Here is a 20,526-nt window from a genome sequence, read left to right on the forward strand (position 1 = left end):
CCCGATTCGACCAGGTACGCCCGCCCCGCGCCCGCCCCGCCCGCGCCCTACGGCGAGACGGACAGCACGATGAACGCGGCGAAGATCACCAGGTGCACCCCGCCCTGCAGTCGCGTCGCACGACCGGGCAGCACCGTGAGCACCGCCGCGACGATCGTCAACGCGAGCAACACGATCTGCGACGGCCCGAGCCCGAGCAGCAGGGTCCCCGGCATGAACAGCGACGCGACCGCGATCGACGGGATCGTCAGCCCGATCGACGCCATCGCGGACCCCATCGCCAGGTTCAGGCTCGTCTGGATCCGGTTCCGTGCGGCGGCCTTCGACGCCGCGATGCCCTCCGGCAGCAGGATGAGCAGCGCGATGACGACACCGACGAACGACGGCGGGAACCCGACGGCGGCGACCCCGGCCTCGATCGCGGGCGACTCCACCTTGGCGAGTCCGACCACGGCGACGAGCGCGACGACGAGCAACCCGAGCGACACCATCGTGGTGCGGCCGGACGGGCGTGCGGCGTGGGCGTCCTCGGACTCGACGAGCACCCCGCCGGCACGGTTGACCGGCAGGAAGAAGTCGCGGTGCGCCACGGTCTGCGTGACGACGAACAACCCGTAGAGCACGAGTGACGCGATGGCGACGAACACGAGCTGCGTCCCGGTGAAGGACGCGTCGTCGGTGCCGGTGGTGAACGTCGGCAGCACGAGGGTCAGCACGGCGAGCGCGGCCACCGTCATGGTGGCGGCGCTCGCGCCCTCCTGGTTGAAGCGCACGGTGTTGTGCCGCAGGGTCCCGATCAGGATCGCGAGGCCGACGAGCCCGTTCATCGTGATCATCACCGCCGAGAACACGGTGTCGCGCGCCAGGGTCTCGGCCTGCGCACCGCCGGAGCTCGACAGCGAGATGATGAGCGCGACCTCGATGATCGTCACGGCGACGGCCAGCACGAGCGACCCGAACGGTTCCCCGACCCGGTGCGCGACGACCTCGGCGTGGTGGACGGCCGCGAGCACCGTGACCGCGAGCACGACGGCGACGACGACCACCACGGCGGTGCCGAGTCCGTAGCGGCCGTACGAGAACGCGAGCACGACGGCCGCCAGGATCGGCGTGGCCACGGGCCACACCTTGGGGAACCAGGAGGTCATCGGACCATTGTCTCAACCGCGGGGCGCGTACACCGCCACCTCGGCCGCGGGGACGTCGATGCACACCGCGTCGCCGGGGACGATGCCGAGCGCGGTCAGCCGGGCGAGCGTCAGGTCCGCCACCAGGTCGCCGGCGCGGACGCGGACCAGTCCGTCGCGCGGCTCGAGCGACGAGACGGTGCGCGCGGCTCCGGCGCCGTCCCGCGTCAGCACGGCGGCCGTCGGGTGGAAGGCGGCCAGGGCGGGCCGGCCGGGAGGCACGGCGTGCGTCCCCGACGCCAGCGCACCCCCGCCGTCGATCGCGATCCCACCCCCGGTGGCGGTCCCGCGCACCAGCGCGAGCCCGGAGAACGTCGCGGCGAACGCGCTGGTCGGACGGCCGAGCACGGCCGCGGGGGTGCCCTGCTCGACGACCCGGCCGCCCTGGAGCACGACGACGCGGTCGGCCAGGGCGACGACCTCGACCGGGTCGTGCGTGACGAGCACGGCGGGCCGGCCGGCGACCGCGGTCCGGAGCGCTGCGCGGACCTCGTCCTGCGCGCCGACGTCGAGCGCCGAGGTCGGTTCGTCGAGCAGCAGCACCGCGGGGTCGGTGGCGAGCGCGCGGGCGATCGCGACGCGCTGCGCCTGACCGCCGGAGAGCGTCCGGGGGTCGCGGGCGGCCAGGTCGGCGACCCCGACGGCGTCGAGCGCATCGCGGGCACGCTCCCGGGCGGCGGCGCGACCGGCGCCGGCGGCACGGGGTCCGAAGGCGACGTTCCCGACGACGTCGAGGAACGGGAACAGGTCGGGCCGCTGTGCGACGAGCCCGGTCCGGCGGCGGTGCGCGGGGACGGTGTGCCGAGGGTCCGACACCCGGACGCCGTCGAGTTCGATCCGGCCGGCGTCGATCGGCAGCAGTCCGGCCAGGGCCTCGAGCACCGTGGACTTGCCGGCACCGTTCGGCCCGATGACCGCCACGCACTCCCCCGCACGGACCTCGATCGTGACGTCGACGTCCCGCGACCCGACGACGACGTGCGCCCGGACGGCCACGGTTTCCGCGCCCGTCACGCCAGTGCTCCGCGGGTGCGGATCGACGACGCCCCGATGACCACGACGGCGACCACCACGAGCACGACGGCCAGGGCCACCGCGGTGTCCGGGTCGACCTCGCGCTGCAGGTAGACCTCGAGCGGCAGGGTCCGGGTGACCCCCTGCAGGCTGCCGGCGAAGGTCAGGGTCGCGCCGAACTCGCCGAGTGCCCGGGCGAAGCAGAGCACGAGCCCGGACACGATCCCCGGCAGGACCCGCGGCGTCGTGACGGTCAGGAAGGTCCGGGTCGGCCCGGCGCCCAGGGTCGCGGCGACCCGCTCGTACCGGTCGCCCTCGACACGGAGCGCCCCCTCGACCGAGGACACCAGGAACGGCATCGCGACGAAGGTCTGGGCGATGACCACCGCGGTCGTGGTGAACGCGATGTGCAGCCCGTGGTCGTCGAGGAACGCTCCGACCACCCCGAGCCGACCGAAGGCCGCGAGCAGCGCGAGGCCACCGACCACCGGCGGCAGCACGAGCGGCAGGAGCACGACCGCCCGTGCGACACCGACCCAGCGTGAGCGTGACCGCGCGAACAGCACGGCGAGCGGGTACCCGAGGACGAACGCGACCCCGGTGGCCGCGAGCGCCGTGCCGAGGCTGAGCCCGAGCGCGGTCAGCGACGCGGTGGAGGTCACGAGCCCGACGAACGACGACCAGTCCACCCGACCGAGCATCGCGAGCACCGGCACGACGACGAACAGTCCGCCGAGCACCGCGGGCAGCGGGAGCCACCACGCGACCGGCGGCCGTCCGTCAGTGCGCGGCGCCACGGGTCAGGGCTTCCCGAAGCCCGCGGCGGACAGCACGCGCTGCCCGTCAGTGGAGCGGACGTACTCCGCGAACGCCTTCGCGAGCTCCGGGTCGGCGGACTGCTGGAGCACGCCGATCGGGTAGGTGTTGACGGCGTCCCCGGACTCGACGAAGGGCACGCCGTCGACCTTGCCGTCCGCGCCGCGCACGTCGGTCACGTAGACCAGCCCGGCGTCAGCCTGCCCGGACTCCACCTTGCCGAGGACGTCGGTGACGGACTGCTCCTCGCTGACCGGGCGCAGGTCGACATCGGCGGCTCGCTCGACCTTCGCGGCCGCGGTACCGCACGGCACGGGGGCGGCGCACGTGACGAGTTGCACCCCCCGGGCGCGCAGGTCGTCGAGCCCCGAGATGCCCTTCGGGTTGCCGGGTGCGACCGCGATCTCGAGCGTGTTCGTGGCGAAGTCCTGCGGCGATCCGCTCGCCAGGTCGTCCGACGACAGCTTCGCCATGTTCGCCTCGTCCGCCGACGCGAACACGTCGGCGGGAGCGCCGTTCTGGATCTGGCTCACGAGGTCACTCGACCCGGCGAACGAGAACCGGATCGAGGCGCCGGGGTGCGCCTGCTCGTACTCCTTGCCCAGGGTCGTGAAGGTCTGCTGGAGCGACGCCGCGGCGAAGACGGTGATCGAGCCGGTCGGTCCCTCGGTACCGGAGCCCGACGGCGTCGACGCGCCCGGGCCCGTGTCCGCAGCGCAGGCGGCGAGCCCGGTCGAGACGGCAACCGCGAGGGCCAGCGCGGCGGCGGACCGGAGGCGACGACGACTCATCGCTCGTCCTCGTGTCGGGTGGGGGCCTCGACCGCGACCATCGTGGCCTTCACGGACGCCACCGCGACGGACCCGATCTCGAGCCCCAGGTCGCGGACGGCCTCGGCGCTCATCAGGGACACCACCCGGTGCGGGCCGCACTGCAGTTCGACCTGCGCCATCACGGTGTCGACGACCAGGTCGGTGACGATCCCGACGAAGCGGTTGCGGGCCGAGCTCGTCACCGCCGCTGCCGGGTCGGTCAGCTCGGAGCTGCGTTCCCGGGCGTACGCGGCGACCTCGCGCCCGTCGACCACCGCCCGCCCCGCGTCGTCCGTGGCACGGGTGAAGGTGCCGCCGTCGACGAGCCGACGCACGGTGTCGTCACTGATCCCGAGGAAGGCCGCAGCGTCCCGTATCCGCAGTTGCGTCATGATCCACCGATCCTAGCCGCGGATGCGGCGACCGGGCAGTGCTGGTGACCGGGCTGGGTCAGGACCGGTGCTCGATCGCCACGGGCAGCCCCTCGCGACGCCAGGCCTCGAACCCGCCGTCGAGCACCGCCACGCGCCTCCCGGCCGGCTGTCTGGCCGCCCACGCGTCCGCACGGGGTCCGCGTGCGCAGTAGACGACGACCTCGTCCCCGCCGGTGTCGTCGGTGACGGCACCGGCGACCACGCCGGCCGCGCGTTCCTCGGCGGTCCGGACGTCGACGACGACCAGCGGGTCCGCCGGGTCCGCCACCCGTACGGCCAGGGCGGACGGCGCGATGCGCGGCGGCGTGGCGGCGGCCGCGGGTGCCGGGCGACGCGAGGCGGGGCCGCGACGGACGGGGCTCTCGGTCCAGCGCCAGCGGCGGGCGTCGACGGTCACGACGCGGCCGAGCAGGGGGTCGCCGGTGCCGGTGACCAGCGCGAGGACCTGCCCGGCCATCACCGCGCCGACCGCACCGCACAGGGCGGGGACGACCCCGTCGAGGGCGCACGACCCCTCGTCCGGCAGGGCGTCGGGGTGCAGGTCGTGGAAGTCGACACCGTCTCGTCCGGCGTCGCGGAAGACGCTGACCTGCCCGTCGTGGCCGAGCACGGTGCCCCACACGAAGGGCACACCGGCTGCGGCGCAGGCGTCCGAGACGGCGCGGGTGACCACGACCGAGTCGGCGGCGTCGACCACGACGTCGTGCCCGGCGACCAGGTCCGGCGTGAACGACCCGACCACCGCGACCGCGTCGAGTTCCGGGTCGACGGCGACGGCCCGGGCGACCGCGACCCGCGCCTTCGGCGAGCCGACGTCGGCCGCCGTGAAGAGCGTCTGCCTGGCCAGGTTCGAGGCGTCGACGACGTCCGGGTCGACGACCGTGAGCCGACCGATCCCGGCGAGGTACGCGACCACCGGCGCCCCGAGCCCGCCGGCCCCGACGACGAGGATGCGCGATGTGGCCAGGCGTCGCAGCCCGGTCGTCCCGACGTCGGCGAGCGCCGCGGTGCGCGAACCGAGCTGCGCCCGCCCCGGGGACAGCGCGGAGACAGGGGCGACGAGGGGTTCCATCCCGTCATTCTGGCCCGTCGCACCGAACTCGTGCATGTGAGAGTTCAGCGCCCGGACGCGGCGGATCCCCAGAGCAGATCGGTACGGTCGCGGGCGTGAGTTCCCCGCGTACCGGCACCGTCCCGATCCGACGCACGACGTCGGCTTCGTCGGTGCGCGCACGCGCCTGGGCGCTCGTCGTCGCCGCTGTCCGGGCCCTCGCACGGACGCCCGAGATCACCGTCGGCGCGCTCGGTGTCGTCGTCGTGGCCGCCTTCGCCTGGGTGCCGTCGGTCTGGTACGACGAGGCCGCGACCGTCGCGAGCGCACAGCGGAGCTGGCCGGCGCTCTGGGCCGAGCTGCAGAACGTCGACGCGGTGCACGGTCTCTACTACGCGGTGATGCACGTGTGGTTCACCCTGGTCGGGTACTCCCCCTTCACCCTGCGGTTCCCGAGCGCACTCGCCATCGGGGTGTCGGCCGGACTCGTCGTCGCCCTGGGCCGGCGGCTGGGCGGCGTCCGCCTGGGCGTCGTCTCCGGCATCGTGTTCCTGCTGCTGCCCCGCGTCGCCTGGGCCGGCGGCGAAGGACGCCCGTACGCCACCGTCACGACCTTCGCCGTCGCGCTGACCCTGGTCGGCATCACCGCGGTCCGACGCAGCCGGTCCGGGCACCACGCGACCCGGTGGTGGGTCGTCTACGGGCTGCTCGCCGTGCTGGCCGTGCTGTTCAACGTGTACCTGGCCCTGGCCGTCGTCGCGCACGGGGTCGTGCTGCTCTGGACGGCCGTCGCCGACCGTGCCGCGCGGCGCGACGCCGTGCTGTCCGAGCGCACCGGTCCGGTGCCGGCGCCGATGGTGGACCGCGCGGCGTTCGTCCGCTGGGGCGTCGCCGCCGTCGGGGCCGCGCTCGTGGTGTCACCGTTCATCGTCCTGGCGGCCGGGCAGGCCAAGCAGGTCGGCTGGATCACCGGCGTCGGCTGGGCGACGGTGCGACAGGTCGTCGCGACCGCCTGGTTCGGGGCCGTGTGGCCGTACGCGGCGCTCGGGTGGGTCCTGATGGCCGTCGCCGTCGTGCTCGCCGTCCGCGCGTCCCGGGGCCCCGCCCCCGCGGCCCGCGAAGCGCTGCGCATGCAGGCGGTCCGCGTCGCAGTCCCGCTGACGATCCTGCCCACCGCGCTGCTGGTCGGCGCGACCGCGGCCGGCGAGCACCTGTACACGCCGAAGTACGCCAGCCTGAGCCTGCCGTTCGTCGCGCTGCTCATCGGCCTGGCGATCACCGCGATCCGTCCCCGCCGGTGGGTGGCGCTCGCGGTCGTCGGCATGCTGCTGGTGTCCGCGCCGACGAGCACGACCGTCCGCCTGCCCCACGCCAAGCAGGACTCGCACTGGGCGAACGCGGCGGCGATCATCGATCGTGAGCGGGACTGGCGCACGGACCAGGAAGAGGGCGTCGTCTTCGGCAGCGTCTGGGGGCACCCGACCACCACCACGCAGGTCATCGCCGACACCTACCCCGACGCGTTCACCGGCATGCGGGACCTCGCCGTCACGGAGACCGGCGCCGCACGCGGGCAGCTCTGGGACGTCAACGGCGACGTCGCGGAGACGGTACCCGCGCGGCTCTCCGGCATCGACACCGTGTGGTTCGTCGGCGGCAAGTCACGGAACATCCGGCCGCAGGTCACCGAGACGCTCGTGGCTCAGGGCTTCCACGTCGTGCGCTACTGGCACACCGGCACGGTCATCCTCTGGAAGTACAGCCGCTGACGGTGGGACGCCGACCGTCGGCCGACCGGGTCGAGCGACGGGTCAGTGCACCACGCGTGCGCCGTGCACCGGTCCGGTGGCACGGAGTGCGACGAGCCCGGCGGCACTGAGCTCGACCTGCAGCTCGAGCGCGGCGTCGCGGTCCCCCACCAGGAACGCCACGGTCGGGCCGCTGCCGGACACCAGCCCGGCCAGGGCACCGGACTTCTCACCGAGCTCCAGCGTCGCCGCGAGCCGGGGCTGCAGGCGCATGGCCGGTGCCTGCAGGTCGTTGTGCACGCAGTCGGCGAGCAGGTCGGGGTCGCCCGCGCGCAGGGCCTGCAGCACGTTCGCCTCGACCACGGGGTGCGAGGGCGCCGGGGAGATGTCGGCGCGGTACCGCTCCCGGTGCTCGTCGAGCGCACGGTAGACGGCGGGGGTCGACAGGCCGTCGTCGCTCAGGGCGAGGACCCAGTGGAACTCGCCCTTGGCCAGCGCCGGGCTCAGCTCGTCACCGCGACCGGTGCCCACGGCGGTGCCGCCGGCGAAGGCGAACGGCACGTCGGCGCCCAGCTGCGCGGCGAGCCGGAGCAGCTCTTCGCGCCCCAGCGCGGTGCCCCAGAGCGTGTCGACCGCGAGCAGGGTCGCGGCCGCGTCTGCGGAGCCACCGCCCATGCCGCCGGCGACCGGCACCTGCTTGTCGATGGTCAGCCGCACCCCACCGCGGTGTCCGGCCGCGTCGGCCACGAGCCGGGCCGCACGGATCGCCAGGTTCGACTCGTCGACCGGCACGGCACGCGTGTCGATCGGGCCGGTGAAGGTGACCGAGAAGTCGTCGGCGGCCTCGGCGGTGACGTCCTCGTACAGGGACACGGCCTGGTACGCCGTGGCGACGTCGTGGTAGCCGTCGTCCTGCAGCGCCCCGACGGACAGGAACACGTTGATCTTGCCGGGGGCGCGCGTCCGCACGCGGGTCGGGGCGGCCAACGTGGTCATGCCCCCAACCTATCCCGCTGCAGCTGCCGTGAAGCCCCGCGCCAGGTCGGCGGTGATGTCGTCGATGTGCTCCAGGCCGATCGACAGGCGGATGAGTCCGTCCCCCACCCCGGCGGCCGCCCGCTCGGCGGACGTCATCTGCACGTGCGTGGTCGACGCCGGGTGCACGACGAGCGAGCGGACATCCCCGAGGTTCGAGACGTGGTCGAACAGCTCGAGCGCCGCGACGAACCGCCGGCCCGCAGCGACCCCGCCGGCCAGGTCGAACGACAGCACCGCCGACGGCCCCTTCGGCACGTAGCGCTGCTGCAGGTGGTGCCACGGCGAGGCCGGCAGCCCGGCGTAGTGCACGTGCTCGACCTGGTCGTGCGCGTCGAGCCAGGTCGCCACGGCGGCGGCGTTCGACACGTGTCGGTCCATGCGGAGCGACAGGGTCTGGATGCCCTGCAGCACCAGGAACGCGTTGAACGGTGCGATCGCGGGCCCGAGGTCGGCGGAGAGCTTCGAGCGGGTGCGCTGGATGAACGCCCGCCGCCCGAACTTCTCGGCGAAGTTCGTGTTCGCGAACCCGGACTGCTCGGTCGTGGCCAGCTGCGGGTAGGCGTCGGCGTGGGCCGCCCAGTCGAAGTTCCCGCTGTCGACGATGAGCCCGGCGATGGCGCTGCCGTGTCCGGCCAGGTACTTCGTCGCCGAGTGCACGACGATGTCGGCACCGTGCTCGATCGGGCGGACCAGGTACGGCGTCGCGATGGTGTTGTCGACGATGAGCGGGACACCTGCCCGGTGCGCGACGCCGGAGACCCCGGCGAAGTCCAGGACGTCCCCGCGGGGGTTCGGGATGGACTCGCCGAAGAACGCCTTCGTCTCCGGACGCACCGCCGCCGCCCACTCGGACAGGTCGGTCGGGTCCTGCACGAACGTGAAGGTGATGCCGAGGTCCCGCAGGGTCGACGCGAACAGCGTGTAGGTCGCGCCGTACAGCGAGGCGCTCGACACCACGTGGTCGCCGGCGCGTGCGACACCGAGGACGGCCAGCGAGGTCGCCGCCTGCCCGGACGCCAGCGCCAGCGCGCCGATCCCGCCCTCGAGGTCGGCGATCCGGCGTTCGAGCGCTGCCGCCGACGGGTTGTTGACCCGCGTGTAGGTGTGGCCGGGGGCGTCGAGCATGAAGCGCGCGGCCGCGTCCTCGCCCGAGGGGTACACGTACGCGGCGCTCTGTGCGATCGGCGGCACGTTCGTGCCCCAGCCCGGGTCGGCCTTGAAGCCGGCGCGGATCTGGCGGGTCTCGAAGGCCCAGTCGTCCTCGGTGCTCACGAGACCGGCTCCGAGACACCCGCGGCGGTCGGGGTGGTCGGGGCCGTCGTCCGGACGAGTGGGATGACCTGCTCGCCGAAGCGGTCCATCTCCTCGAGCTGTGGCGAGAACTGCAGCAGGAGCGTGTCGACGCCGGCGTCCTCGAACTCCTTGATGCGGTCGGCCACCTGCGAGGGGGTGCCGACGAACCCGGGGCGCAGGCCGCGGTTCGACACCGAGTAGTCCTCGAGCGAGGGCACGTGCTCGAGCTGCGACTTCGAGATGAAGTCCTGGTACGACTCGTACGCCGTGCCGTGCTGCACGTCGGTGATCCGGGCGAACTCGGCCTGCGCCTCTTCCTCGGTCTCGCGGACGATGACGTAGGCGGCCATGCCGAACGCCTCGAACGGCGGCAGCCCGGCGTCGACGCGGCGGCGCTTCATCTCGTCGATCTTCGCGCGGAGCTCCGGGGCCGTGCCGCCGTGGGTCAGGTAGGCGTCGGCGTACCCGGTGATCGCGGCCTTGCCGGCCTCGCTCTCACCACCGGCGTAGATGCGCGGCGTCACGCGGGGCTTCGGCTCGAGGTGGGCGTTCTCGATGTCGTAGTACTCACCCGAGAACGAGTACGGGGTCTCGCGCCACAGGCCCTTCATGACCTCGACGAACTCCGCGGTGCGCTTGTACCGGTCGTCGTGCTCCGAGAAGATCCCGCCGTACTGCTTCGCCTCCTCCGCCCACCAGGCGCTCACGACGTTGAAGGTGAACCGGCCGCACGAGATGTCGTCGATCGTCGCCGCCTGCTTCGCCGTCACCGCGGGCAGGTGGTAGCCGGGACGCATCGCCGCCATGATCTCCAGGCGCTCGGTCGTCGCCGCGATCGCCGCCGCGAGGGACCACGCCTCGAGCGAGGGCGCCGCCGTGCCCTTGATGTCGTTGAGGTTGAGCTCCGGCACGAGCGTCAGGTCGAAGCCGATCCGCTCGGCGCGCTGCGCCAGGCGCTTCACGTAGTCGAAGGTGACCGGCATGTTCTCGTTGTCGACGTTGCGCAGCCAGCCGCCGAAGAGCGGGGTCCAGTATCCGAATCGCACGTGGGTTCCTTGGGGGTGTGGGAAAGGGGACTGGAGGCCCGTGGCGGGCCCGCCACGGGCCTCCAGTCCGGTGGTCCTTGCGGTCTCAGGCCGTGAGCTCGGCCGCGTACTCGGCAGCCAGCAGGCCGCCGAGGTACTCCGCGATGGAGCGCGGGCCGGAGGCCGGCGCGGACTCCTCGACAGCAGGGTTGTAGTTCGTGTTCGTGTTGATGTCGTAGACGACGGTGCGGCCGTCCGTCGTCTCCATGAACTCGACGCCCGCGATGGTGATTCGCTGGTCGGCGAGGAACGTGCGGAGCTGCTGGACCAGCGGGTGGCCAGCGGTGATCTCGGTCCGGACGGCGAACGCCGGGGGCGCACCGGCGGTCTCGGTACCGGGCACGTCGCAGACGGCGCCGGCAATGGCCTGGGGCACCTCGCACGCGTCGGCGGGGCACAGTTCGAAGCTGCCGGCGCTGGTGTCGACACGGACGGCGTAGACGAACTCGCCGCCGACGAACTCGACGCGGGTGATGAAGGGTTCGCGAGCCGTCAGGTACTCCTGCAGCAGCGTGATGCCGTCGACCGGGGCCTCGAACTCGGGGCTGTCGACGTAGGCGTCGAACTCGGCGAGCGAGTCGAAGCGCCGCACGCCCAGGCCCTTGCCGCCCTGGTTGTGCTTCGTGATGAACGGGACGTCCTGGCCGTTCGTGAAGTCCTTCGCCGCCTGCTTGAGCGTCGTCGTGCCGAACACGGCGGTGGTGCGGGGCACGTCGAAGCCGGCCTGCTGCAGGAGGCCGTGCTGGGCGACCTTCGACACCTCGAGCTCGAGCACGTGACTGCCGCCGACGACCTGGCGACCCGCTCGCTCGAGCCACCCGAGGACGGCGCGGGTGTACTCCTTGCTGTGCTCGTGGCCGCGGGTGTGGGAGCTCGCGGACATGCGGCTCCAGTACACGCCGGGTGCCGGCTCGGCCGCGAGGTCGATCTGCCCCTCGGTCAGCAGGATCTCCTCGACCGGGACGCCCTCGGCCTCGAAGGCGGCGGCGAGCGGCGGGAACCACTCGGGGTTCTCGTGGATGACGTACACGCGCGGAGTGCTCACGCCCCCACCCTAGGCACGGTATACCGCACGCGGCCAAGTGTGTGACGCGGCGTTGCTTCTCGGTGGCGGGGCGGTGCGGGTCGGGCGGGCGGGGCGGGTCGCACGGTGCGCGCTTGTCCGGTCGGTGCGAGGTTGGCCGCTCGGTGGCGGACTGTAAGGCGGCACCAAGCGGTCGACGATGCACGGGCTCACCAACCTGGCACCGTGCGGGGTCGACCAAACTCGCACGAGCCGAGCGAACGCGCACCGTGCGAGGTCGTCAGCCGGCGAAGGTCTGCTGTCCGACGACGCCGAGGAGCTCGAGCTTCTGCGCGTCCTCTGATCCTGGAGGCGCGGTGAACAACAGCAGTGCCTGCGCCTGGTCGTCGGTGTGCAGCACCTGGCAGTCAACGGTGATGCGCCCGAGCTCCGGCTGCACGATGGTCTTGTTGTCCGACCAGCGGGTGGCCACCTCGTGCTTGGCCCAGAGGTCGCGGAACTCGGGGCTGCGCGTCTGCAACTCGGCGACGAGTTCGGTCGCCCGACGATCGCCCGGGCCCGCGAGCCCCACCGCCGCCCGCAGCGACGCCACCACGACCCGGGCCAGTCGCTCGTGTTGCTCCGGCGCGTACTTCGCGAGCTCCTTCCCGGTCACGAACCACCGCCACGCCTGGTAGCGCTCGTTGCCGGGCAGGCTGACGGACGACCCGAGCAGTGCCGCCGCGAGCCGGTTCTCGACCAGGGTCTCGCCCAGATGGCTGACGACGATCGCCGGGGTGTCCTCGAGCCGGTCGAGCACCCGCAGGATCGCCGGGTCGACGTGGTCGGCGCGGTGCATCCGGGTCGGGGCGTTCTGCCCGGCCAGGTGGAACAGGTGGTCGCGCTCGTCGAGGCTGCACCGCAGGGCGCGGGCGATCGCGGCGATCATCTGCTCGGACGGCTGCGGGCCACGCTGCTGCTCGAGTCGCGTGTAGTAGTCCACGGACATGCCGGCGAGGGCAGCGACCTCTTCACGGCGGAGCCCCGGAGTCCTGCGTCGCGGGCCCTGCCCGAGGCCGACGTCCTCGGGGCGCAGCAGCTCGCGGCGACGGCGGAGGAAGTCGGCGAGTGCGGCACGGTCCATGGGTCGATCATGGTCCGGTTCGTGGCGAGGTGCCAGGGATCGCCGATCCCCCGATGACTGCGCTCTGGTTGGGACCCCGTCCGCGGAGCATCGTGGTGGTCATGGACATCACGAACTCCACCGTCTTCATCCCCGGCGCGACCTCGGGCATCGGTCTCGCGCTCGCCCAGCGCCTGCGGGCCGCCGGCAGCACCGTCGTCATCGGCGGCCGTCGCCAGGCTCTCCTCGACTCCCTCGCCGCCGAGCACGGCTTTGGCACCGTGCAGATCGACGTCGCCGATGCGTCGTCGATCGAAGCCGCTGCCACCTCGGTGCTCGAGGCCTACCCGTCGCTCGATGCCCTGATCACCATGTCGGGGATCATGCGCGACGAAGACCTCCGCGACCCCGGGCACATCCACGATGCCCTCGAACTCGTCCAGACGAACCTGGTCGGCACGATCCGGCTCATCGACGCGTTCCTGCCGCACCTGCTCGCCCAGCCCTCGGCCACCCTGATGACCGTGACGTCCGGCCTCGCGTTCGTCCCGCTCACCGCGTCGCCGACGTACAGCGCGACGAAGGCCGGTGTGCACGCCTACACGCAGGCCCTGCGCCAGCAGCTCGTCGGTTCGTCGCTCGAGGTGCTCGAGCTCGCCCCGCCGGCCGTCATGACCGACCTGATGGGCGGCGCCGACTTCGGTGGGATGCCGCTCGACGCCTTCGCCGACGAGGTCATGGCGCTCATCGAGTCCGGTGCTGCACCGGAGATCCTGGTGCAGAACGTGCACCCGCTGCGCTTCGCCGAGCGGAACGGCAACCACCAGCAGATCCTCGAGATGATGGCGTCCCGCGAGCACTGACCCGGGTGCCTCGAATGGTGCGAGGTTCTGTGGTCCGGTGCGAGCCACTTCGGCTCGCACCGGACCACGGAACCTCGCACCATCGCGGTCAGCTGGTACGCAGGCGTCGCGCCAAGAGAGCGCCCTCGACGTCGATCATCAGCGGGAGGCGTGCCCGGTCCACCACACCGAACGAAGGATCGACGGTCACGAAGCCGTCGACCTCCCAGTGCTCAGCCGTGGCAACAAGCGCGGCACCTGCAGCGGTCAGGCCGAACTCTTCCATGAGGCCGGGGACGTCATCGGCGACCGCGTCGACACTGGCCCAGTGCATCTGGGTCGAACTCAGCAGGTCCCGCCAGGCCGATTTGTGCTGACGTGCCGCCCGCGGTCCCTTGCGATGCGCTGATTCGAAGATCTCGAACTCGGCGAACCCGCTGTACACGATGCTCGTGTCGGCCAGGTCGAGGTGATCCCAGAACGCCGCAGCTCGGGCATGTTGTGGCTCCGCACGGTGGAGAACGCACTCGATGAAACTCGTCTCCACGAGGACCGCGGCGGGTCGGCCGGAGCATCTGTGGAACTCCAGGACCCGGTGCTCGTCGAAGTCATCGGAACCGAGCGACTCGAACACGGTCAGGGCACCCGGCGCAGACGCTCGATCGGCTCGACGCGGCAGTCCGGATCGATCGCCTCGATCGCACGCCGCCGACGCTCGCGGCGCTCTTCGAACGTGCCCTCAGGCCGAGGCGTCCGTGCGAACAACGCTCGGCGCTCGGCTGCTGTGGACGGGCTCGGCACCCGGCGGGGCGAGAGGGGCGACTCGGTGGATCCCATGATGCCTCCTTGGTTGATGCGATCAACCGTAGGAGCACCGACCGGACACCCCGAAACATTCCGTATTTCGCTCGCGGGGAGGGACGGACTACTCCGCAGCCGCCAGGACCGTCCGCCCGAGCCGCACGAAGTCGTCCACACCGATCGCCTCGCCCCGGGCGGTCGGGTCGATGCCCGCCGCCGTCAGCACCTCGGACGCGTGCGCACTGCCGCCGAGCACCCCGGACAGGCTCTGCCGCAGCATCTTGCGCCGCTGCTGGAACGCGGCGTCCACCAGCGTGAACACCCGCGACCGCAGACGCTCGTCACCCGGGGGCTCGTGCCGGTCGAAGGCCACCAGGACGCTGTCGACGTTCGGCACCGGCCAGAAGACCTGCCGGCTGACGAGCCCGGCGGTGCTCCACGACCCGTACCAGGCGGCCTTGACGCTCGGCGAACCGTAGACCTTGCTGCCGGGGCCGGCGGCGAGCCGGTACCCGACCTCGGCCTGCACCATCACGAGCGACCGCTCGATCGACGGGAAGGTCGCGAGCAGGTGCAGGAGCACGGGCACCGAGATGTTGTACGGCAGGTTCGCGACGAGGTGCGTCGGCTCGACGTCGAGGTCCGCGGCGGCGACGGTCATGGCGTCCTGCTGCACGACCGTCAGTCTGGCGTCGGGCTGCATCGACGACACCGTCGACGGCAGTTTGGCGGCCAGGCGCTTGTCGATCTCGACCGCGGTGACGGGGGCGCCGGTCTCGGTCAACCCGAGTGTCAGCGACCCGAGCCCCGGGCCGATCTCGAGCACCTGCGCCGACCGGGTGACGCCGGCGACGGACACGATGCGCCGCACGGTGTTGGCGTCGTGCACGAAGTTCTGGCCGAGCTTCTTCGTCGGGGTGACGTCGAGTTCGGCCGCGAGTTCCCGGATCTCTGCCGGGCCGAGCAGGGCACCCACGACTACTCGTCCACCGTCACGGGCTCGGCGTCCCACGCACCGTAGACGAGCTCGGTGTTCGAGGCGATCTGGGCCGCGAGCATCGAGGCATCGGTGCCCAGGGTGTCTGCCATCGACCGCAGGGTGAGCGGGATGAGGTACGGCGCGTTCGGACGACCACGGAACGGGGTGGGCGTCAGGAACGGCGCGTCGGTCTCGATCATGATCAGGTGCCGCGGGGCAACGACCAGGGCTTCTCGCAGCTGCGCGGCGTTCTTGAACGTCACGGTGCCGGCGAAGGACATGTACCAGCCGCGCTCGGCGCAGAGCCGGGCCAGGTCCGGTCCGCCGGAGAAGCAGTGGAAGACGGTGCGTTCCGGGGCACCCACGCGGTCGAGGACCTCGACCACGGCGTCGTGCGCATCGCGGTCGTGGATCGTCAGCGCGAGGTCGTGCTCCTTCGCGATGCGGATGTGCTCCTCGAACGAACGGACCTGGGCGTCGCGACCGTCCTCGCCGGTGCGGAAGAAGTCGAGGCCGGTCTCACCGATCGCCCGGACCCGCGGCAGCGCGGCGAGCCGTTCGATGCCGGCGAGGTGCTCGTCGAGCAGCCCCTGTTCCTGCAGTACGGGCGCTTCGTTCGGGTGCAGCGCGACGGCCGCCAGGACCCGGGGCTCCCGAGCGGCGATCGACGCGGACCACTCCGAGGTGGCGAGGTCCGTGCCGACCTGCACGACACCGCGGACGCCGACGCTGGAAGCACGGTCGAGGTGCTCGCGGTACTCGAGCGGACCGTCACCCCCGTCGCCGACACCGTCGGCGATCTCCATGTGGGTGTGGTTGTCGTACACCGGCACGACGAGCGCCTGGGGAAGCGGCGGGTACGTCAGGTCGCGCTTCGAGGCCCCGGACGCCCCGTCACTGCGGGACCGGACGTGCGACTCGGCGTCGGTCACTCGGAGACCTGCTCGATCCGGGGGAACAGCCCGCTCTCCAGTGGCACCACGTGCGACGCACCCTGCCACTCGTACGCGCGGTCGACCCGCTGCTCGGCGACGGACCCGCCGGCGCCGATCGAGGCCCAGAGCTTCTCGGTCGCCTTCGGCATGACCGGGGACAGCAGGACGGTGACGGTGCCGAGGCCGCGGAGCGCGGTGGTCAGGACCGTGCCGAGGCGCTCGCGCTCGGCGTCGTCCTTCGCCAGAGCCCACGGCGCCTGCTCGGTGATGTAGCCGTTCAGGGCGTCGACGAGCTCCCAGACGCTGGCGATCGCCTCGTGCGGGGCGAAGGCGGCGATCGCGGCGTCGGCACGCTCGGTGACCGAGACGGCCAGGGCATCGATCGCCTGGTCGGACTCGGTCAGTTCGGCGCGCGCCGGGACCTCGCCGTCGAAGTACTTCTGCAGCATCGCGACCAGCCGGGACGCCAGGTTGCCGTAGCCGTTCGCGAGTTCGGCCTGGTAGCGCGCCGAGATGTCTTCCCAGCTGAAGTTGCCGTCCTGCCCGAAGGTGATGGCGCGCAGGAAGTAGTAGCGGAACGCGTCGGACCCGAACGTGTCGGTGATCTCGGACGGCGCGATGCCGGTCAGCTTCGACTTGGACATCTTCTCGCCGCCGACGAGCAGCCAGCCGTGGCCGAAGACGCGCTCCGGCACGGGCAGCCCCGCGGCCATGAGCATCGCCGGCCAGATGACGGCGTGGAACCGGGCGATGTCCTTGCCGACGATGTGCACGCTCGGCCAGAGGCGCTGGAAGGCCTCGTCGTCGTCGGTGCCGTAGCCGAGCGCCGTGACGTAGTTGAGCAGGGCGTCGAACCACACGTAGAGCACGTGGTCGCTGTCCCAGGGGATCGTGATGCCCCAGTCGAAGCTGGAGCGCGAGATCGACAGGTCGCGCAGCCCCTGCTTGACGAACGAGATGATCTCGTTGCGGACGCTCTCGGGCTGGATGAACAGCGGGTTCGACTCGTACAGGTCGAGCAGGCGCTGCTCGAAGTCGGACATCCGGAAGAAGTAGTTGCGCTCGGCCAGGACCTCGACCGGGATCGAGTGGATCGCACAGACCTGCTGGCCCTCGTACGCACCGGTGCCGGCCACCAGGTCGCTCGGCTGCTTGTACTCTTCGCAACCCACGCAGTAGAAGCCCTCGAACTCACCGGCGTAGATGAAGCCGTCGTCGTAGAGCTTCTGCAGGAACGCCGTCACGCCACGCTCGTGGCGCTCGTCGGTGGTGCGGATGAAGTCGTCGTTCGCCACGTCGACCGTGTCGAGCAGTGGCTTCCAGGCGTCGTTGACCAGGCGGTCGGCCCATTCCTTGGGCGAGACGTCGTTCGCCGAGGCGGTGCGCAGGATCTTCTGCCCGTGCTCGTCGGTGCCGGTGAGCAGCCAGGTGTCGTCACCACGCTGCCGGTGCCAGCGCGCGAGGAAGTCCGCGGCGACCTCGGTGTAGGCGTGCCCGATGTGGGGCACGTCGTTCACGTAGAAGATCGGCGTGGTGATGCTGAACGAGGACCCGGCGGACATGCGGACCATCCTACGGGCGCTCCGAACGCTGATGACGCGTGCTGCGGTGGACTGTGGAGAACCGGGTCCGGGAGGCCCGTGGCGGGCCCGCCCCGCGCCTCCAGACCGGCGGACGCGAACGTGACGAGCCCCGCTCAGCGCGCCGCGAGCGCCCCTTCGTACAGGTCGCGCTTCGACAGCCCGGTCGCGTCCGCGACCGCCGCGGCGGCCTCCTTCATGCGCATGCCGGCGGCCACCCGCTCGAGCACCAGGCGCACCCCGTCGTCGAGCGATGCCTCTTCGTTGGCCTCGGCGGCCCCGGCGACGACGATGCAGATCTCGCCCCGCACGCCCTCGGATGCCCACGTGACGAGTTCGTCGAGCGGCCCGCGGCGGACCTCTTCGTAGAGCTTGGTGAGCTCACGGCAGACCGCAGCGCGGCGGTCGCCCCCGAACCCGATCGCCATGTCGGCCAGGGTCTCGGCCAGCCGGTGCGGCGACTCGAAGAACACCATGGTCCGCTGCTCCCCCGCCAGCGCCTGGAAGACGCGGCGGCGTTCCCCGGCCTTGCGGGTCGGGAACCCCTCGAACGTGAAGCGGTCCGTCGGCAGCCCGGACACGGCGAGCGCCATCAGCACGGCCGACGGCCCGGGCAGCGCGGTGACGGTGACCCCGGCTGCGGCTGCGGCCTCGACGAGCGGGAAGCCCGGGTCGCTGATCGCGGGCATGCCGGCGTCGGTGAGGACGACGACGTCCTCGTCACGGGCGAGCTCGACGACCTCGGACGCCTTCGCCCGCTCGTTGTGCTCGTGCAGGGCGATGAGCCGCGGACGGTTCTCGATGCCCAGGGCGCGCATCAGGTGGATGGCGGTCCTGGTGTCCTCCGCCGCGACGACCGTGGCGTTGGAGAGGGTCTCGACGAGACGGCGCGAGGCGTCCCCGAGGTTGCCGATGGGGGTTGCTGCGAGGACGATCACGCACCCATTGTCCCCGCACGGCGACGCCGGCGCGGCCCGGCGCGGCGACGCCGGCGTCGTCCAGCGCGGCCGCGCGGCGCATGCACGCCCGTCGCAGCGGGGACAGAGGTCGATCCGTAGGATGCTCAGCGATGACCAGCGAGCTGACCGACGACCGCACGGCCGTGCCCGACGGGCCGGTCGGCTCGCGCCTGGACGACTGGTGGGGGCGGGTGCTCTCCACGTCGCAGCGGGTCGCCGTGTGGCGGTGGACGGGTCCGCTCGCCGTGACGCTCCTCGCCGCCGCGCTGCGGCTGGTGAACCTCGGCAACCCGCACTCGCTCGTGTTCGACGAGACGTACTACGTCAAGGACGGCTGGTCGATCGTGCACCTGGGGTACGAGGGCACCTGGCCCGCGAACCCGAGCGGTGACGGCGCCCCGACGACCGACGACCGGTTCGTCCGCGGCGAGACGGACGTCTTCACGAGTGCCGCTGAGTTCATCGCGCACCCGCCGCTCGGCAAGTACCTGATCGGCCTCGGGATGCTGCTGTTCGGGGCGGACAACTCGTTCGGCTGGCGCTTCACGGTGGCCGTGCTCGGCATCGCGACGGTGTTCCTCACCGCGGTGATCGCCCGGTCGCTGTTCCGCTCGACGATGATCGGCACGCTCGCCGGCTTCCTGCTCGCGATCGACGGGCAGGCCATCGTGATGTCGCGGGTGACGCTGCTCGACGGCATCCTGACGTTCTTCGTGATCCTGGGCTTCGGCGCGCTGTTGCTCGACCGGCGGCACAGCCAACGACGGCTCGACGCGTGGGTCGCCGCCCGCGCCGCCGCCGGCCGGACCACCCTGTGGGGGCCGGTGCTCTGGTGGCGACCGTGGTTGTTCGCGATGGGCCTGGCCCTCGGGCTGGCGGCGGCGACGAAGTGGTCGGGGATGTACTTCCTGGCGTTCTTCGCCGTGTACTCGGTGCTGAGCGACATGATGATGCGCCGCCGGGCCGGGGTGGAGTTCTGGTCGTCGAGCGCGCTGCTGCAGCAGGCACCGGTGTCGTTCCTGCTGACCGTGCCGATCGCCGCGGTGACCTACGTGGCGTCGTGGACCGGATGGTTCGTGTCGAAGGACGGCTGGGACCGCAACTGGCTGTCGTCGGGCGGCGAACGGTGGACGGGGCTCCTCGCCTGGGTGCCGGACAGCCTGCAGAACTGGTGGCACTACCAGTCGGAGATCTACGCCTTCAACATCGGGCTGCACACCCCGCACTCGTACCAGGCGAACCCGCTGCTCTGGCTCGTGATGCAGCGCCCCACGTCGATGTTCTACGTCGGCACGGACGCCGGGCAGGACGGCTGCTGGGCGGACCGCTGCGGCGAGGCGATCACCGGCATCGCGAACCCGTTCATCTGGTACGCCTCGGTCATCGCGACGGTGGCGCTGCTCGTGCTCTGGGTCCTGCGCCGGAAGTGGGAGTACGGCTTCGTCCTGCTCGGCGTCGCGGCGGGGTACCTGCCCTGGCTGATGTACGTCGACCGGACGGTGTTCCAGTTCTACACGATCGCCTTCGAGCCCTACATGCTGATGGCGCTGGCCGCCGCGATCGGGTTGGTGCTCGGCAGACGGAGCGACGAACGGTCACGCCGGTCGCGGGCGATCCTGTGGGTCGGCGTGTACCTGGGCGTCGTCGTGCTGGCCTCGGTCTACTGGTACCCGATGTGGACGGCGATGCAGGTGCCGTGGGACTTCGTCCGGTCGCACTACTGGATCCCCAGCTGGCTCTAGCCGGCCAGGCAGGTCCGGCCGGTCCGGCCGCGCCCGTCGCGGTGGGCGCGCTGGTGGCGACCACCGCCGGTCTGGAGGCCCGTG

At 72.0% G+C, this 20,526-nt stretch carries 19 protein-coding genes; 3 read left to right on the forward strand and 16 right to left on the reverse strand.

Annotation, left to right across the window (positions count from 1 at the left end; translation table 11 throughout):
- Positions 1-47: 47 nt before the first annotated feature.
- The 6 genes from BIU95_RS04665 to BIU95_RS04690 are packed head-to-tail and all read right to left on the reverse strand — an operon-like array spanning position 48 to position 5,335.
- Positions 48-1,148: a calcium:proton antiporter gene (locus BIU95_RS04665; protein WP_017888287.1), complete on the reverse strand. Its 1,101-nt coding sequence runs from the start codon at positions 1,146-1,148 to the stop codon at positions 48-50.
- Positions 1,149-1,160: 12 nt separating this feature from the next.
- Complete coding sequence (locus BIU95_RS04670) at positions 1,161-2,201, reverse strand: ABC transporter ATP-binding protein (protein ID WP_071250657.1); 1,041 nt, start codon at positions 2,199-2,201, stop codon at positions 1,161-1,163.
- On the reverse strand, positions 2,198-2,998 hold the full coding sequence (locus BIU95_RS04675) for an ABC transporter permease (protein ID WP_017888284.1): 801 nt from the start codon (positions 2,996-2,998) through the stop codon (positions 2,198-2,200). The genes BIU95_RS04670 and BIU95_RS04675 overlap by 4 nt, the downstream gene beginning before the upstream one ends.
- Positions 2,999-3,001: 3 nt before the next feature.
- Positions 3,002-3,808, reverse strand: a complete 807-nt coding sequence (gene modA / locus BIU95_RS04680) for a molybdate ABC transporter substrate-binding protein (protein ID WP_071250659.1) — start codon at positions 3,806-3,808, stop codon at positions 3,002-3,004.
- Positions 3,805-4,221 carry a molybdopterin-binding protein gene (locus BIU95_RS04685; RefSeq protein ID WP_042540563.1) on the reverse strand — a complete coding sequence of 139 codons (417 nt, stop codon included), beginning with the start codon at positions 4,219-4,221 and terminating at the stop codon, positions 3,805-3,807. Before BIU95_RS04685 ends, modA begins: the two co-directional genes overlap by 4 nt.
- A 58-nt stretch (positions 4,222-4,279) precedes the next feature.
- On the reverse strand, positions 4,280-5,335 hold the full coding sequence (locus tag BIU95_RS04690) for a ThiF family adenylyltransferase (RefSeq protein ID WP_175470722.1): 1,056 nt from the start codon (positions 5,333-5,335) through the stop codon (positions 4,280-4,282).
- A 95-nt stretch (positions 5,336-5,430) separates the two neighbouring features.
- Here BIU95_RS04690 and BIU95_RS04695 point away from each other — a divergent pair, with 95 nt between their 5' ends.
- A complete protein-coding gene (locus BIU95_RS04695) occupies positions 5,431-7,083 on the forward strand; it encodes a glycosyltransferase family 39 protein (protein WP_071250661.1) in 1,653 nt (550 codons plus the stop codon).
- Between the two features lie 42 nt (positions 7,084-7,125).
- On the opposite strand, the gene BIU95_RS04700 is transcribed toward BIU95_RS04695, so the two are convergent.
- The 5 genes from BIU95_RS04700 to BIU95_RS04720 all read right to left on the reverse strand — a co-directional run bounded on the left by BIU95_RS04700 (position 7,126) and on the right by BIU95_RS04720 (position 12,625).
- Positions 7,126-8,058, reverse strand: coding sequence for a 4-(cytidine 5'-diphospho)-2-C-methyl-D-erythritol kinase (locus BIU95_RS04700; protein WP_042540561.1), 933 nt, complete (start codon positions 8,056-8,058; stop codon positions 7,126-7,128).
- A gap of 9 nt (positions 8,059-8,067) precedes the next feature.
- Entirely contained in the window at positions 8,068-9,372 is a 1,305-nt protein-coding gene (locus tag BIU95_RS04705) for an O-acetylhomoserine aminocarboxypropyltransferase/cysteine synthase family protein (RefSeq protein WP_071250663.1), read from the reverse strand.
- Positions 9,369-10,439: an LLM class flavin-dependent oxidoreductase gene (locus BIU95_RS04710; protein WP_071250665.1), complete on the reverse strand. Its 1,071-nt coding sequence runs from the start codon at positions 10,437-10,439 to the stop codon at positions 9,369-9,371. The genes BIU95_RS04705 and BIU95_RS04710 overlap by 4 nt, the downstream gene beginning before the upstream one ends.
- A gap of 85 nt (positions 10,440-10,524) precedes the next feature.
- Entirely contained in the window at positions 10,525-11,523 is a 999-nt protein-coding gene (locus tag BIU95_RS04715) for a RimK family alpha-L-glutamate ligase (RefSeq protein WP_071250667.1), read from the reverse strand.
- Positions 11,524-11,782: 259 nt separating this feature from the next.
- A complete protein-coding gene (locus BIU95_RS04720; RefSeq protein ID WP_071250668.1) occupies positions 11,783-12,625 on the reverse strand; it encodes a helix-turn-helix transcriptional regulator in 843 nt (280 codons plus the stop codon).
- 101 nt (positions 12,626-12,726) lie between these two features.
- On the opposite strand from BIU95_RS04720, the gene BIU95_RS04725 reads away from it, so the two are divergent.
- Positions 12,727-13,467: an SDR family oxidoreductase gene (locus BIU95_RS04725; protein WP_071250669.1), complete on the forward strand. Its 741-nt coding sequence runs from the start codon at positions 12,727-12,729 to the stop codon at positions 13,465-13,467.
- An 88-nt stretch (positions 13,468-13,555) separates the two neighbouring features.
- On the opposite strand, the gene BIU95_RS04730 is transcribed toward BIU95_RS04725, so the two are convergent.
- From BIU95_RS04730 to rsmI, 5 genes are all read right to left on the reverse strand, one after another.
- Complete coding sequence (locus BIU95_RS04730) at positions 13,556-14,080, reverse strand: hypothetical protein (protein ID WP_071250670.1); 525 nt, start codon at positions 14,078-14,080, stop codon at positions 13,556-13,558.
- Between the two features lie 291 nt (positions 14,081-14,371).
- Positions 14,372-15,223: a 16S rRNA (adenine(1518)-N(6)/adenine(1519)-N(6))-dimethyltransferase RsmA gene (gene rsmA, locus BIU95_RS04740; protein ID WP_071250672.1), complete on the reverse strand. Its 852-nt coding sequence runs from the start codon at positions 15,221-15,223 to the stop codon at positions 14,372-14,374.
- A gap of 2 nt (positions 15,224-15,225) precedes the next feature.
- Entirely contained in the window at positions 15,226-16,158 is a 933-nt protein-coding gene (locus tag BIU95_RS04745) for a TatD family hydrolase (RefSeq protein ID WP_071250674.1), read from the reverse strand.
- Complete coding sequence (metG, locus tag BIU95_RS04750; protein WP_071250709.1) at positions 16,155-17,723, reverse strand: methionine--tRNA ligase; 1,569 nt, start codon at positions 17,721-17,723, stop codon at positions 16,155-16,157. Before metG ends, BIU95_RS04745 begins: the two co-directional genes overlap by 4 nt.
- Positions 17,724-17,857: 134 nt before the next feature.
- Positions 17,858-18,679 (reverse strand): 16S rRNA (cytidine(1402)-2'-O)-methyltransferase, encoded by an 822-nt coding sequence (gene rsmI / locus BIU95_RS04755; RefSeq protein WP_071250678.1) that lies wholly within the window; start codon positions 18,677-18,679, stop codon positions 17,858-17,860.
- 131 nt (positions 18,680-18,810) lie between these two features.
- On the opposite strand from rsmI, the gene BIU95_RS04760 reads away from it, so the two are divergent.
- On the forward strand, positions 18,811-20,442 hold the full coding sequence (locus BIU95_RS04760; protein ID WP_071250680.1) for a dolichyl-phosphate-mannose--protein mannosyltransferase: 1,632 nt from the start codon (positions 18,811-18,813) through the stop codon (positions 20,440-20,442).
- Positions 20,443-20,526: the final 84 nt, after the last annotated feature.

It is taken from the genome of Curtobacterium sp. MCBA15_007 (genome assembly GCF_001864905.1).
GTDB classification, from domain to species: Bacteria; Actinomycetota; Actinomycetes; order Actinomycetales; family Microbacteriaceae; genus Curtobacterium; species Curtobacterium poinsettiae.